Raw genomic sequence first — 13,118 nt, forward strand, 5'->3', positions numbered from 1 at the left:
CGGCACCCCCGACGTACCCGGAACTTCCCTCTCTACAGGGTGAGCACCAAAGGGTCATCAGTGGGCCCGCACGTGCATTACCCGACAGCTGCACACCCGTCCGGGGTGCCTCGGGTGTCAGGTCCCGGAAACCACCGCACCGCCCTGGATGATGTGACGGAAGTGCTTCGGCTCCGCCAGAACCCCGAGGTCGGCCAACGGATCTCCGTCCACCACCAGCAGGTCCGCGTGCGCGCCCACGGCCAATGTCCCGATCTCCCCCGTCAGGTTCAGCAACTCCGCCGCCGTCGACGTTGCCGAGCGGATCACCTCCAGCGGGGTCTGGACCTCGCCGCGCAGGCGGAACTCGTGGTTCTGGTGGCGGTGCATCCCGCCCAGCAGGTCCGTCCCGTACACCAGCTTCACGCCGCCACGAGCCGCGCGCTCCAGGGCCGCCATGCCTGCGCCCAGGACCTCGTCGACCTTGCGCCAGCTGGACTCCGGCAGTCCGTGGTCGCGGCCCTCCTCCTTCAGCGCCCAGTACGTCACCAGCGTCGGCACCAAGAACGCCTCGTGGGCGAGGAACAGCGAAACGCTCCGGTCGTCCAGCAGGTTGCCGTGTTCGATCGAACGGACGCCCAGTTCCAAAGCGCGGTTGACAGCTCGGGCGGTGTACGCGTGCGCTGCCACATAGCGGTTCGCCGCTGACGCTTCCTCGACGATCGCGCTCAGCTCCTCAGCCGAGTACTGCGTGGAGTCGATGCGGTCGGTCGGGGATGCGACGCCGCCCGACGCCATCACCTTGATGTGGTGTGCGCCCTTGCGCAGCTCGTCGCGGGCGGCCGCGCGGACCGCGTCGACGCCGTCGGCCACCCGGCCCAGGCCCGCGCAGCACGGGTGGTCGTCCTTCGCTTGCGTGCCGCGGGTGCGGCTGTCGCCGTGCCCGCCGGTCTGGCTCAGCGCGCGCCCGCAGAACAGCAGTCGCGGGCCGCGGAACAGCCCCTCCGCCTGGGCGTCGGCGAGGCCGTAGTCGGCACCCGACGCGTCACGGACCGTGGTGAATCCGCGGTCGAGCATCCGGCTCATCGTGCGCGCGGCATGAGCGGCCACATAGGACGGTGACAACGACGGCAGCGAGCCCAGATCCGCGGTCGACGCCGTGACGTGCACGTGCGCGTCGACCAGCCCCGGCAGCACGACCGCGCCCCGGACGTCGATCGAACGCACGTCGGCCGCGGCGAGACCGGGCCCCGCCTCCACGATCCGGCCGGAATCACACCGCAGATCGCCTTCGGTGTACTCCCCGGACAGCGGGTCGAGCAGGCGGGCATTGCGCAGCACCAGGGATCCGGTCACCGGTTCTCCTTCTCCAGGTTGAGCAGGGCGGACACGGCCGGCGGCGCGAGCGATTCGGCCACCACCACCGCATCGTCGTCGTAGGTGGCTTCCGCGTCGAGGATGTTGAGCACCCCGAGCGTCCGGCCATCGGCGATCACGGGGACGTTGATGATCGAGCCGCAGCCGAGCCCTTCGATCAGGTCGTCGTCGGCGAAGATCTCCCGCACCGCCGCGCGGTCCGGCCCGAAGTACGGCTGCTGCGCGTCGATGCACTCCTCGAGCCAGCCGACGGCCACCACGACGGTTTTCTCCCCGCCCACCGGGTGCTCCACCGGGTGGCGGCTGTGCACCCGCCGCAGCGCTCGGCGCTCCGGCACCCACGCGAGCACCGTGAACATTCGCACGCCGATCGCGTCGCGCACCCGTTCCTTCACAGTGGACACACTCACTCCCTCATCTCCTTCGCGGCGGCCTTCGGCGCGCCGTGTTCGGCCAGTTCCTCCAGGGGCCGGCCTGCGGTGGACAGGCCGAAGACGAGCACGCAGAGCACGCCCGCCTCCAGGACGGCCGTCGTCAGGCCGAACACGCCGGCGAACCCGAGGCTCGCCGAGGACAGTCCGATGATCGTCGGCGCGAGGATGCTGCCGACCCGGCCGAACGCGCCGGACAGGCCGGTGTCGCTGGCGCGGATCCAGGTCGGGAAGACCTCAGGCCTGTAGGAGTACACAGCGACCGCCACCACAGCAGCATGACGATCGGCAGCGCGGTGACGAACTGCGTGATCCGCCGGCCGTCGTCGAACGGCGGCACGACGAAATGGCGATCAGGGTGGCCGTCCTGCCGATTTCTCCTGCCTCTTCAGGAGTTCGGATGCGTGAGTGGGGGTTCATCGGGACAGGAGCGTCCTGCGCAGCCAATCGTTACGAGTCGTGAGGGATGCCACGCTCACCCGCGCTTGTGGTGCGAAGGTGGCGAACCCGTGGAAACCGCCGGCCCACACGTGCAGTTCGGCCAGGTTGCCGGCGGCCCACAGTCGCGATGCGAATTCAGTGACCTCATCGCGGAATACCTCGGACGAACCAACTTCAAGATATGTGGATGGCAGCCCGGAGAGATCTGTGGCGCGTGCTGGTGCCGCGTATGCGGAAACCGTTGACCGCTCCGCACCCAGGAGGGCTTCCCATGCCATCAGGTTGGAGCCGCGGTCCCACAACGAGGTGCCATCGTAGTCGTGACTGGAAACGGAGTCATTCCGATCGTCGAGCATGGGTGAAAGTAGACAGACCGCCAGAGGCGTCTGCAATTTTTCGTCCCGTAGACGCAGAGCTAGTCCGGCCGCCAACCCTCCGCCGGCGCTGCCGCCCATGAGGATCAGGCTGCTTGGGTCAACGCCGAGCTCAGCTGCATGTTCAACCACCCAGAGCCAGGTACGTCGTACATCGTTCGCGGCCGCTGGATATGGGTCCTCCGGTGCAAGCCGGTAATCGATGGTAAAAACCGGCACTTGCAACTGCTCCGCCAAGGTGACGAGGTCGTCCGCGCCGCCTAGCCGATGCCCCATCACCATCCCTCCGCCATGAATGTAGAACACTCCGCAACCAGCAGCGGTCGACTCCGGCGAAAAGATCGTCATGGCGGATGCGGGACCAGTTTCATCACCTGGGACTTCGATGGTGCGTGCGGAGACTTGGCGACCGGCGACGAGCTCGTCCAGCCCTGGCACCTGCTGTTCGAAAAGGGACCGCGCAAATGGGACAACGTGCGCGGGCATGGTCGGACCGTAGGTGGCCATGAACTGCTCGGCTGTGGGTTGAAGCTCGGAATCATACGGAACTCGAGTCATAGCGTTGCTCCTTTGTATTCGGTGCGAGCTCTCGAGGCTGCGAGTGCTCCCATGAAGTGACCGGGCCGCCCGTCATGGTGATGACCCGGTCGGCTGCCACGATTCGGGGACCTTCGACGAGGGGCCAGCCTCGGCCGCTTTGCCCAACTCGGTAGCGATTCCGTTCGCACCACCGTAGTCACGCACGGTGGTGACGGTGCATGGGTTGGAAGCCTGCTCGAAGAGGCCGGCGGGGCCATCATTCGCCAAGTGAACATGAGAGTTGATGAGGCCGGGAATCAGAGAGCGACATTGCCTTCAATTGCGGGTTTTCCGCCGATGGAGGGGGCGTTCTTGCCCTGGCCGATCCAGGCGAGGCGGCCTGCGTCCATCAGGATGCTGTGCCGGCTTTGGGAACGCCCCAAGACCATCGATGAGGTCGGTGTTTGTGATCAGAGAAACCGTGTTCATCTGATTCTCTTGTCTCATGACTGAATGAATCGAGAGATGGTCTGGAGGAATTCCTGAGTCTCTTCCACCAAAGGGTTGTGACCGGAGTTCTCAAAGATGTGCAAGTTCGCATGGGGAATCCCCTTCACGATTTCTTCCGACTGTGATGGCGGTGTGACCCAGTCATACCTACCCGTGACAACAAGGGTTGGAATGTGGATGGCGCCCAGCTGTGCGCGGACGTCATAAGAAGGCAGTTCGTGCTTCATGACGTGTTCAGCTACCTCGGGTCCGGCTATTACGCGTGCGTCCGCAGCTTCCCTTTCGGCCAGCGGCGGGACCGTACGGTAGTAGAGGGGCCCGACGACTTCGGCCCACCTGGCGTACTTCTCAGGGGTAATGGTCCCCCCGAATAGAGCTGTTATCAGCTCCATCTGCTCTGTGCTGGCCACCTCGGCAACTTGTTTCATCGAGAGCGCGTAATATTCGTTGCTCGGCGCCGTGTCGGCCAGGATCAGCTTCGACAACGAATCGGGATAGCGGACGGCGTACTGCAGAGCGACCATGCCGCCGAATGAGGCGCCAAGCAGCACAGGCGCCTCGATCCCGAGATAGAGCCTCAGCGCCTCGATGTCGTCGGCCATCTGTTCCAGCGTGTAGGTGCTGACGTCTGCGCGGCTGGATCGTCCTGTGCCCCGGTGGTCGAAGTAGACGATCTGCGCCGTATCCTGCAGGCCGTCGAGCCACGGTCGGAAAAGGCTGTGATCGCCTCCCGGGCCCCCGTGGTGAACGAACAGCACCGGCTTCGATTCGAGACTCTTCTCCATTACGGAGAGACCCGATCCGACGACATCGAAGAAGAGATCAATACCGTTGATTTTGGCGAACATGAGACTCCTTAGAAGGTAGTGGTGCGCGATGCGGCAGGGATCTGGCTGTTATCCCTCTGCCGAGTGCGGTCACGTCGTCGCCACGGCGAAGGTGTCGGCGATCCAGTCGGTGATCAAGGTGCTGAAGGGCGCGAGGTGGATCTAGCCCGATGTGCTTGGTGGCGCCCTCGTTGGGGGGTGGAGATCCGCAGGTCGCGGTTGGGGGCGTGGACGGCCTGGTCTTAGGTCAGGGAAGGGCGCGGACACTGCCGAATGCGATCAGCATGAAGGTCCTCCGGCAGTAGAAATGACCAAAGCGTAGTGAGCGCTACGATTAAATCAAGAGGGTAGCGCCTGCTACGGTTCTGTCAAGTAACTGTTCGGCGGCGGTTGCCGCGCATCGGAGGGAACCCATCGGTGACGTCGTCCACATCGGCTGATAACGCCGCTGGCGATCCCCTCGCGATCAGGCCGCCGTTGCAGAAACGCAGTCGGGAGGCGTGGGCACGGGTGCTCGACGCTGGGGTGGCACTGCTGGAGGAGGGCGGGTACGAGGCATTCACGATCGCGGCAGTGTGCGACCGTGCCCAGGTGGCGCCGAGGGCGATCTATGCCCGGACCGACAGCAAGGACGCTCTGTTCCTCGCCGTCTACGAGCACGGGCTGGCCCGTGTCCGGGCCGACCACTCGGTCTTCGCCGACGCTGGGCACTGGCGGGACCTGTCGCCGGACCGGCTCGTGGAGCGGGCGGTGTGCGCGGTCGCCGACATCTTCGGCCGGCATGCCGCATTGCTGCGAGCGGTGATCCTCATCTCCGGAGCGCACCCGGAGATCCACCGACGCGGTGCTGCCTACAGCGCAGAGCTCGGCCGGCTCTTCACCGACGTCCTGCTCGAGGTCGGCGAGCACATGGACCACGATGACCCGGAGTCGGCCGTGCGGGCCGCGTACACCACCGTCTTCTCCACACTCGTCGTCCGCGTGGCGTACGGACCGGCCATCGCCGACGCCGAGGCCGACGACGACGCCTTCCTCGCTTCCCTGAGCGACATGGCGTGCCGGTACCTGCTGCGGCCGTAGAGCTGCCGCCGTCACCGATGCAGAGCGCACGTCCGCGCAGTCACCGCGGAGATGCGGCGGCGCGTGCGCGGGGGCGGGGTCGTGTTCTTGCTGATGCAGTCCCTGTTCATCCCGATCGTCCCGGACCTTCCGAAGCACCTGGGAGCCTCGCCGTCGAACACTTCCTGGGCCATCACCGCCACACTGCTCGCGGCCGCCGTTGCCACCCCCGTGATGGGCCGACTGGGAGACACGGTCGGCAAGCGCCGCATGCTTCTGGTCAGCCTGGTCGTGTTGGTGGCCGGCTCGGTCATCGCCGCCCTCGGCGACTCACTGACGCCGATGATCGTCGGACGGGCGCTGCAGGGAATGGCTGCCGGCGTCGTCCCGCTCGGCATCAGCATCATGCGTGACGAGCTGCCCCCGGAGCGACTCAGCTCCGCCACCGCGCTCATGAGCGCATCCCTGGGCGTGGGCCGCGCCCTCGGCCTGCCCGCCGCCGCGGTCATCGCCGATAACTTCGACGGGCACACGCTGTTCCGGGCCTCCAGCGGCGCCGGCGCCCTCTCCACCGCCCTGGTATTGGCGTTCGTACCGGAGTCGCAGGTTCGCACTCGCGGGCTCTCACGCTCGGACACCAGCCGTACCGCGCCGACCGTCAGATTTGAGCGTGAGCGCAGTACACGGCGTTCGCGGTCCTGGCTGCGGGCACAGGCTCCCTACTTGAGGACTCCTATGGCTGATACCGGAAGCCACCGCGGCCGGAGCCGCTGCGCTCAGCCGACATCGGCCGGCGTGATCAGTACTCGATCGTGGCCGGGCTCGCGGACCGGTCCGGTGAGGTGGATGGTGCCCGTGAGGCGGATGTCGGTGCTGGAGGCGCCGATCATGACGGTGATCTCGCCGGGTTCGACGATGCGCTCGAGGTCGGGACCGGTGTAGGCGAGGCGGTCGGTGTGCAGGCGGAAGGTGACCCTGCGTTGTTCACCGGGGGCCAGCCGTACGCGCGCGAAGCCGGTCAGCTGGGTCAGCGGGCGCGGGAGCTGGGCGATGGGGTCGGCCGTGTAGAGCTGGACCACCTCGGAACCGGGGATCTCGCCCGTGTTGCGGACCAGGCAGCTGATCTCGACCTCGCCGTCCGTGTGGATCTCCTGGGCGCTCAGCTCGAACCCGTCGTAGGCGAACGTGGTGTACGACAGTCCGTGTCCGAAGGGGTAGGCCGGGGTGGGGTCGAGGTTGCTCACGCCCTCGGTGTTGCCGCCGAGCGGGGCGTGCAGGTAGGTGCCGGGCTGGCCGCCCGGGGTGCGCGGGATCTGGACGGGCAGTTTGCCCGAAGGTGTGGTCCGCCCGGAGAACACCCCGGCCAGGGCGGGGCCGCCCTCCTCTCCGGGGAAGAACGCCTGGATGACGGCGGCCGCACGGTCGGTGTAGGCGCCGAGCGCGTACGGGCGGCCGGAGACGACGAGGAGCACGACCGGGGTGCCGGTGGCGAGCAGTGCCTCCACCAGTTCGCCCTGGACCCCCGGCAGCGAAAGGTCCTCGGCGTCGCAGCCCTCGCCCGAGGTGCCGAGGCCGAAGAGGCCGGCACGGTCACCGACGACGGCGACGCACACCTGCGCCTGCCGGGCTGCCTCCACCGCCGCGTCGAAGCCGTCACGGTCGATGTCCTTGACGGGGCAGCCCTGTTCGTAGGTGATCAGGGCACGCGGCAGTTCCGTGGCCAGGGCGTCGAGCAGGGAGAGCGTCTCGATGCCGTTGTCGTGCCCGGGGTGGTGGGGCAGGACGTGGTTGGGGAAGGAGTAGCAGCCGAAGAACGCGTTGGCGTCGTCGGCGCAGGGGCCGACCAGGGCGATGGACGCCGTGTCCGCGGCGAGAGGCAGGAGGCTCTCACGGTTGTCGAGCAGGACGATGCTCTGCTCGGCGAGTTCGCGGGCGATGGCGCGGTGCGCGGGCGGGTCGAGGTCGATCGGTCCCTCGACCTCGCCCTCCGGGGTGAAGCCGGCGTCGAGCAGGCCGAGTTCGACCTTCTGGTGCAGGACGCGGCGCACGGCCCGGTCGACGAGGTCCTCGGAGACGGTTCCGGCGCGGAGGAGTTCGGCGAGGGGTTCGCCGTAGCAGAGGGTGTCGGGCAGTTCGACGTCGATGCCCGCCGTGAGGGCGCGGGCGCCGGCCTCGCCGTAGTCGGCGGCGATGCGGTGCATGGTGCGCAGGAATGCGATGGACCAGTAGTCGGAGACGACCGTGCCCTCGAATTGCCAGTCCTCGCGCAGGAGTCGGGTCAGGAGCCCGGCGTCGGCGCCGGCGGGCATGCCGTCGACGTCGGCGTAGGAGTTCATCACCGAGCGGGCACCGCCCTCGCGTATCGCGGTCTCGAACGGCGGCAGGATGACGTCCGCGAACTCGCGGGGCCCCATGGAGACGGGGGCGTGGTTGCGGGCGGCCTTGGAGGCGGAGTACCCGGCGAAATGCTTGAGCGTGGCGATGATCCCGGCGTTCTCCAGGCCGCGTACGTAGGCGCTGCCGGTGGTGGCGACGAGGTACGGGTCCTCGCCGAGGGTCTCCTCGACCCGGCCCCAGCGGTAGTCGCGTACGACGTCCAGAACGGGTGAGAGGCCCTGGTGGACGCCGACCTGGCGCATGCTGGTGCCGATGGCGTGGGCCATGCGTTCGACGAGGTCTGTGTTGAAGGCGGCGGCCCAGGCGAGAGGGGTGGGGAAGACGCTCGCGTAGTAGGCGGTGAACCCGGTCAGGCACTCCTCGTGGGCGATGGCGGGGATGCCGAGCCGCGTGTTCTCCATCAACTCGCGCTGGAGGGAAGCGAGTTTACGCGTTCCTTCGGCGGGATCGACCGGCTTGGTGCCGAAGGGGCGGGTGATGTGGCCCAGGCCGTCCTTGCTGGCCTGTTCGAAGTCGGTGTGGCGGGCGAAGACGTCCTGCATCGGGGCCACGTTGCCGCTGACGCGCTCGACGCCGGGCCAGGCGCTGCCGAGCTGGGCGAGCTTCTCCTCCAGGGTCATCTCCGCGAGCAGGGCCTCGACCCTGTCGGTACGGGGGCAGGCCGGATCGGCCCAAGGTGTGGTCATGGTGCGTTCCTCGGGGTGGTGTCGCAGGACGGCGCGTGTGATTCAGGAAGGCGAAGGGGTGGGCGGCGGTGCGGTGGAGGACCGGACGACGAGCTGGGTGGCCAGTTCCACCCGGTGGCTGTCCAGGGGTTCGCCCGCGGTGAGCCGGAGCAGGGTGCGCAGTGCGGCGCGGCCGATCTCGGCGAAGGGCTGCCGGACGGTGGTCAGGGGCGGGGCCGAGGTGCTGGCGGCGGCGGTGTCGTCGAAGCCGACAACGCTGACGTCCTCCGGCACGCGCAGTCCCTGGATCCGGGCGGCCTCGATGACTCCGAACGCCTCCAGGTCGTTTCCGGCGAAGACGGCCGTGGGCGGGTCGTCGAGGGCGAAGAGCTCCTGGGCGGCCTGGTAGGCGGGTTCGAACCGGAAGGCTCCCCGCTTGATGAGGAGGGGATCGGGGGTGAGGCCGGCACCGCTGAGTGCGGCCTGGTAGCCGTGCAGGCGGGCGGTGTTGCATACGGCGTCATGCCGTCCCTCGATCATCGCGATCCGGCGGTGGCCGAGTTTCAGCAGGTGTTCGGTCGCGGCCATGCCGCCGCTGAAGTTCGTTGCGCCGATGCTGGGCACGGTGTCGTCGGGCACGTTCATCGGGTCGATGAGCACCAGCGGGATGCCGTGCTGCGCGAACTGCGCGCGCTGGCGGGCGGTCAGCTCGGACGTCACCAGGATGACGCCCTCCCGCCCCGCGTTCGTGACTTTCCGGGCCCAGGCGGCGCCCAGGGGGTCGTCGGGCGCGGTGCCGATGACGACGTCGACACCGGCCTCGGCCGCGGCCTGCGTCACACCCTGGGTGATCACCAGGTTGTTGGGGTTGACCAGCTGGTCGAAGGTCAGATCGATGGTCCGTACCGGCGACTGCGCGCCCCCCGGACCACGGGCCACGTAGTCGCGTTCGACCAGCAACTGCTCGACGCGGGCCCGGGTCTCGGGCGAGACGTCACTGCGGCCGTTGACCACCTTCGACACGGTGGCCACCGAGACCCCGGCTGCCTCGGCGATGCCGGTCAGGGTCGTCCGCTCGACGGCTCTCTTCGCCATGCTGGTCCTTTCGAAGGTTTACGGGGAAGGTAGCGCAAGGTTTCGGAGTGGTCCAGCGCAGGTCTGGAGCAGAAATTTATTTCGACCAGCATCTTGACCAGCCTCAAACTGGCACCTAATTTGTCGGCCAGAAAACGCAGAGGTTTCGAAAAGTTTCGAACCACGTATCGCGCTGCTGGCGAGCCCTACGAGCCGTCCGGCGCATTCGAACCTCTGAAGAGCCGAAGGAGCTCCCCATGCCCGCGAGAATCCCCTCCCGTGTCCTGGTCACCGCCTCGGCGGCGGTCCTGGCCCTGACCCTCACCGCCTGCGGCAGCAGCGGGCGGACCGCCGGTGGCAGCTCCGGTGACGGCGCGCTGGCGTGGGCACTGACCCAGGGCTCCGAAGCGACCTTTCGGGCCTCCGCCACGGAGTGGAACAAGGAGCACCCCGACAGCAAGATCAACTACCAGTACTTCCAGAACGACCCCTACAAGCAGAAGCTGCGCACCGCCGTGGGCGCCGGAAACGGGCCGGTCCTGTTCGAGAACTGGGGCGGCGGCGGCCTGAAGACCTATGTGGACGCGGGCAAGGTCGCCGACCTCACCGCCGATCTGAACGCCGACCCCGCGTGGAAGAACCGCATCTTCCCCTCGGTACTGAAGTCCACCACCTTCGACGGCAAGACCTACGGCGTCCCGGTCAACGGCGTGCAGCCGGTGGTCCTGTACTTCAACAAGCAGCTGCTTGAGAAGGTGGGCGCCGAGCCGCCGAGGACCTGGGACGACCTCCTCGCCCTGGTGAAGAAGTTCAAGGCGAAGGGCATCGCGCCGATCTCCATGGGCGGCGCCTCCAAGTGGCCCGACCTGATGTGGCTGGAGTACCTCGTCGACCGCGTCGGCGGACCCGAGACCTTCGCGAACATCGCCGCCGGCAAGAAGGGCGCATGGTCGGACCCGGCCGTCCTCAAGGCCGCGGAGATGATCAAGCAGCTTGTGGACGCCGGCGGCTTCGCCAAGGGCTTCACCTCCGTCTCCGCCGACACCGGCCAGGCCGAGGCCCAGCTCTACACCGGCAAGGCCGCGATGATCCTCCAGGGCAGCTGGGCCTACGGCACGATGGCGACCGGCTCGCCGAAGTTCGTCTCCGCCGGCAACCTCGGCTGGTCCGGCTTCCCGGCCGTCTCCGGCGGCAAGGGCGACGCGAGCAACATCGTCGGCAACACGGCCAACTTCTTCTCCGTGTCGGCGCAGGCGAGCGCCAAGGAGAAGAAGACCGCGGTGGCCTACCTCAAGGACGGCGTCTACAACGACACCTACATCGACAGCCTCCTCAAGAACGGCGACGTCCCGCCGGTGAAGGACCTCGATGCCAAGCTCAAGACCACCGACAACGCGGACTGGACGACGTACGTCTACGGCCTCGCCCGCGACGCCAAGAGCTTCCAGCTCTCCTGGGACCAGGCGCTCACCCCCGAACTCGGCAACGACCTGCTCACCCACCTCGACCAGCTCTTCCTCGGCCAGATCAGCCCGCAGCAGTTCTGCGCCCAGATGGACAAGGCGGCGCAGGGGTGAGCGCCTCCACCGCATCCAAGGCCCCGTCGGCGCGTTCCAGTGCCGGCGGCCCGCCGTTCCTCATGGCCCTGCCCGCGCTGCTGCTGTTCGCCCTGTTCGCGCTCGTGCCGATGGCGATCGTGATCTACCTGAGCTTCACGCGCTGGGACGGTCTGGGCAGCCCCGCGTGGGCGGGAGCAGACAACTGGCGCGAGGCACTGACCAGTGACGTCACCCGGCACGCCCTGTGGCTCACCGTCAAGCTGATGGTGTTCTCCTGGATCGTGCAGACCCCGATCAGCCTCCTGCTGGGCGTCTTCGTCGCCGGAAAACAGCGCTACCGCGCCCTGTTCGCCGTCTTCTACTTCGTCCCGCTGCTGATCTCCACGGCCGCGATCGCCGTCATCTTCAAGAACCTCCTCGACCCCAACTTCGGCCTCGGCGCAGCCCTGAACCTGCCCATTCTCGGCCAGGACTGGCTCGGCGACCCCCAACTGGCCTTCTACGCGGTGGTGTTCGTCATCACCTGGCAGTTCGTGCCCTTCCACACCCTGCTCTACCAAGCCGGAGCCCGGCAGATCCCCGCCTCGCTCTACGAGGCCGCGTCGATCGACGGCGCGGGCCGCCTCGCCCAGTTCTGGCACATCACCCTGCCCCAGATGCGCTACACCATCGTCACGTCCTCGACGCTGATGGTCGTCGGCTCACTCACCTACTTCGACCTGGTCTTCGTCCTCACCGGCGGCGGCCCCGGCTACGCCACCCGCATCCTGCCGCTCGACATGTACATCACGGGCTTCCAGAGCAACGAGATGGGCCTCGCCAGCGCCATCTCCGTGGTGCTCGTCGTGGCAGGACTCGTCGTCTCCCTCGCCCTCACCCGGTTCTCCGGTTTCAACCGGATGCGCAGCCAGCAGGCAGGTATGTGATGTCCTTGCTCTCCCACGCCCCGTCCACCGGTTCCCCCAGCACACCGCCCCAGGGCGAACCGCCGCCGGCACACCCGCGGCGCAACCCGCTCACCAGCCTGCGCCGCGCCAACCCGCTCGGTGCAGTGGGCGGACTGCTCTGGCTGGTGATCGTCCTCGTGCCGGTCTACTGGGTCCTCGTCACCAGCCTGCGCACCCGCGAGGGCTTCTTCGACGCCAACCCGCTCTCCGTCCCCTCACACCCCACCCTGGACAACTATCGGCAGGTCCTCGACAACGGCTTCACGCACTACCTCCTCAACAGCACGCTGGTCACGGTCGGCGCGACGCTGCTGACCGTCGTCGTCTCCTTCCTGGCGGCCTACGCGATCGTGCGCGGCACCAGCCGGGCCCTGCGCTGGGCGTTCAGCGTCTTCCTGCTGGGCCTCGCCATCCCTCTCCAGGCGACGATCATCCCGGTCTACTACCTGATCGCCAAGGCACAGATGTACGACACCCTGGGAGCGATCGTCCTTCCCTCGGCGGCGTTCGCGATCCCGCTGACCGTGATCATCCTGGTCAACTTCCTGCGCGACATCCCCGACGAACTGTACGAGTCGATGCGCGCGGACGGCGCCGGCCACTGGCGCATGCTGTGGAGCCTCGCACTTCCCCTGTCCCGCCCCGCTCTGATCACGGTCGTCATCTACGACGCCCTGAACGTCTGGAACGGCTTCCTCTTCCCGCTGATCCTCACCCAGAGCCCGGACAAGAGGACACTGCCCCTGTTCGTGTGGAGCTTCCAGGGCGAGTTCACCATCAACGTCCCGGCGATCCTGGCAGCAGTGGTCCTCTCCACGCTGCCCATCCTCGTGCTCTACGTCCTGGGCCGCCGCCAGCTCATCGGCGGACTCACCGCCGGCTTCGGCAAGTGAGAGGCAACAGGACTGCTCGGCTCCACCCGACTCGGGACAGCGGACTGCAAGACGCTCGGTGCAACT

11 protein-coding genes and 1 pseudogene are annotated in these 13,118 nt (G+C 67.6%); 5 read left to right on the forward strand and 7 right to left on the reverse strand.

The window, feature by feature from the left end:
• Positions 1-117: 117 nt before the first annotated feature.
• From OG870_RS44305 to OG870_RS44325, 5 genes are all read right to left on the reverse strand, one after another.
• Positions 118-1,335, reverse strand: coding sequence for a metal-dependent hydrolase family protein (locus tag OG870_RS44305; protein WP_266587541.1), 1,218 nt, complete (start codon positions 1,333-1,335; stop codon positions 118-120).
• Positions 1,332-1,760, reverse strand: a complete 429-nt coding sequence (locus tag OG870_RS44310; RefSeq protein WP_266587543.1) for a GAF domain-containing protein — start codon at positions 1,758-1,760, stop codon at positions 1,332-1,334. The genes OG870_RS44305 and OG870_RS44310 overlap by 4 nt, the downstream gene beginning before the upstream one ends.
• 2 nt (positions 1,761-1,762) lie before the next feature.
• Positions 1,763-2,056 (reverse strand): hypothetical protein, encoded by a 294-nt coding sequence (locus OG870_RS44315; protein WP_266587545.1) that lies wholly within the window; start codon positions 2,054-2,056, stop codon positions 1,763-1,765.
• A 147-nt stretch (positions 2,057-2,203) separates the two neighbouring features.
• On the reverse strand, positions 2,204-3,160 hold the full coding sequence (locus tag OG870_RS44320; protein ID WP_266587547.1) for an alpha/beta hydrolase: 957 nt from the start codon (positions 3,158-3,160) through the stop codon (positions 2,204-2,206).
• Between the two features lie 464 nt (positions 3,161-3,624).
• Positions 3,625-4,479 (reverse strand): alpha/beta fold hydrolase, encoded by an 855-nt coding sequence (locus tag OG870_RS44325; protein WP_266587549.1) that lies wholly within the window; start codon positions 4,477-4,479, stop codon positions 3,625-3,627.
• A 456-nt stretch (positions 4,480-4,935) separates the two neighbouring features.
• On the opposite strand from OG870_RS44325, the gene OG870_RS44330 reads away from it, so the two are divergent.
• On the forward strand, positions 4,936-5,538 hold the full coding sequence (locus tag OG870_RS44330; protein ID WP_266587551.1) for a TetR/AcrR family transcriptional regulator: 603 nt from the start codon (positions 4,936-4,938) through the stop codon (positions 5,536-5,538).
• Positions 5,539-5,589: 51 nt separating this feature from the next.
• Positions 5,590-6,144 (forward strand): annotated as a pseudogene (locus OG870_RS44335) (MFS transporter); the annotation flags it as partial.
• A gap of 149 nt (positions 6,145-6,293) precedes the next feature.
• Here the strand turns inward: OG870_RS44335 and OG870_RS44340 are convergent.
• Positions 6,294-8,600 (reverse strand): glycoside hydrolase family 3 N-terminal domain-containing protein, encoded by a 2,307-nt coding sequence (locus tag OG870_RS44340; RefSeq protein ID WP_266587553.1) that lies wholly within the window; start codon positions 8,598-8,600, stop codon positions 6,294-6,296.
• Between the two features lie 42 nt (positions 8,601-8,642).
• Positions 8,643-9,674 carry a LacI family DNA-binding transcriptional regulator gene (locus OG870_RS44345; RefSeq protein WP_266587555.1) on the reverse strand — a complete coding sequence of 344 codons (1,032 nt, stop codon included), beginning with the start codon at positions 9,672-9,674 and terminating at the stop codon, positions 8,643-8,645.
• A 236-nt stretch (positions 9,675-9,910) separates the two neighbouring features.
• On the opposite strand from OG870_RS44345, the gene OG870_RS44350 reads away from it, so the two are divergent.
• The 3 genes from OG870_RS44350 (at position 9,911) to OG870_RS44360 (ending at position 13,052) form a co-directional block, all read left to right on the forward strand.
• A complete protein-coding gene (locus OG870_RS44350) occupies positions 9,911-11,230 on the forward strand; it encodes an ABC transporter substrate-binding protein (protein WP_266587557.1) in 1,320 nt (439 codons plus the stop codon).
• Positions 11,231-11,292: 62 nt separating this feature from the next.
• Entirely contained in the window at positions 11,293-12,138 is an 846-nt protein-coding gene (locus OG870_RS44355; protein WP_266588611.1) for a carbohydrate ABC transporter permease, read from the forward strand.
• On the forward strand, positions 12,138-13,052 hold the full coding sequence (locus OG870_RS44360) for a carbohydrate ABC transporter permease (protein WP_327692131.1): 915 nt from the start codon (positions 12,138-12,140) through the stop codon (positions 13,050-13,052). The genes OG870_RS44355 and OG870_RS44360 overlap by 1 nt, the downstream gene beginning before the upstream one ends.
• The last annotated feature ends 66 nt before the right edge of the window (positions 13,053-13,118 follow it).

Origin of the sequence: Streptomyces sp. NBC_00461, from assembly GCF_036013935.1 — a bacterium.
In the GTDB taxonomy this organism is placed as follows: Bacteria; Actinomycetota; Actinomycetes; order Streptomycetales; family Streptomycetaceae; genus Streptomyces.

Bases quoted from the DNA above. Each gene is read 5' to 3' on its own strand.
- OG870_RS44325 (WP_266587549.1), bottom strand. From the start codon at position 4,479: ATGTTCGCCAAAATCAACGGTATTGATCTCTTCTTCGATGTCGTCGGA.
- OG870_RS44320 (WP_266587547.1), bottom strand. From the start codon at position 3,160: ATGACTCGAGTTCCGTATGATTCCGAGCTTCAACCCACAGCCGAGCAG.
- OG870_RS44350 (WP_266587557.1), top strand. From the start codon at position 9,911: ATGCCCGCGAGAATCCCCTCCCGTGTCCTGGTCACCGCCTCGGCGGCG.
- OG870_RS44345 (WP_266587555.1), bottom strand. From the start codon at position 9,674: ATGGCGAAGAGAGCCGTCGAGCGGACGACCCTGACCGGCATCGCCGAG.
- OG870_RS44360 (WP_327692131.1), top strand. From the start codon at position 12,138: ATGTCCTTGCTCTCCCACGCCCCGTCCACCGGTTCCCCCAGCACACCG.
- OG870_RS44340 (WP_266587553.1), bottom strand. From the start codon at position 8,600: ATGACCACACCTTGGGCCGATCCGGCCTGCCCCCGTACCGACAGGGTC.
- OG870_RS44355 (WP_266588611.1), top strand. From the start codon at position 11,293: ATGGCCCTGCCCGCGCTGCTGCTGTTCGCCCTGTTCGCGCTCGTGCCG.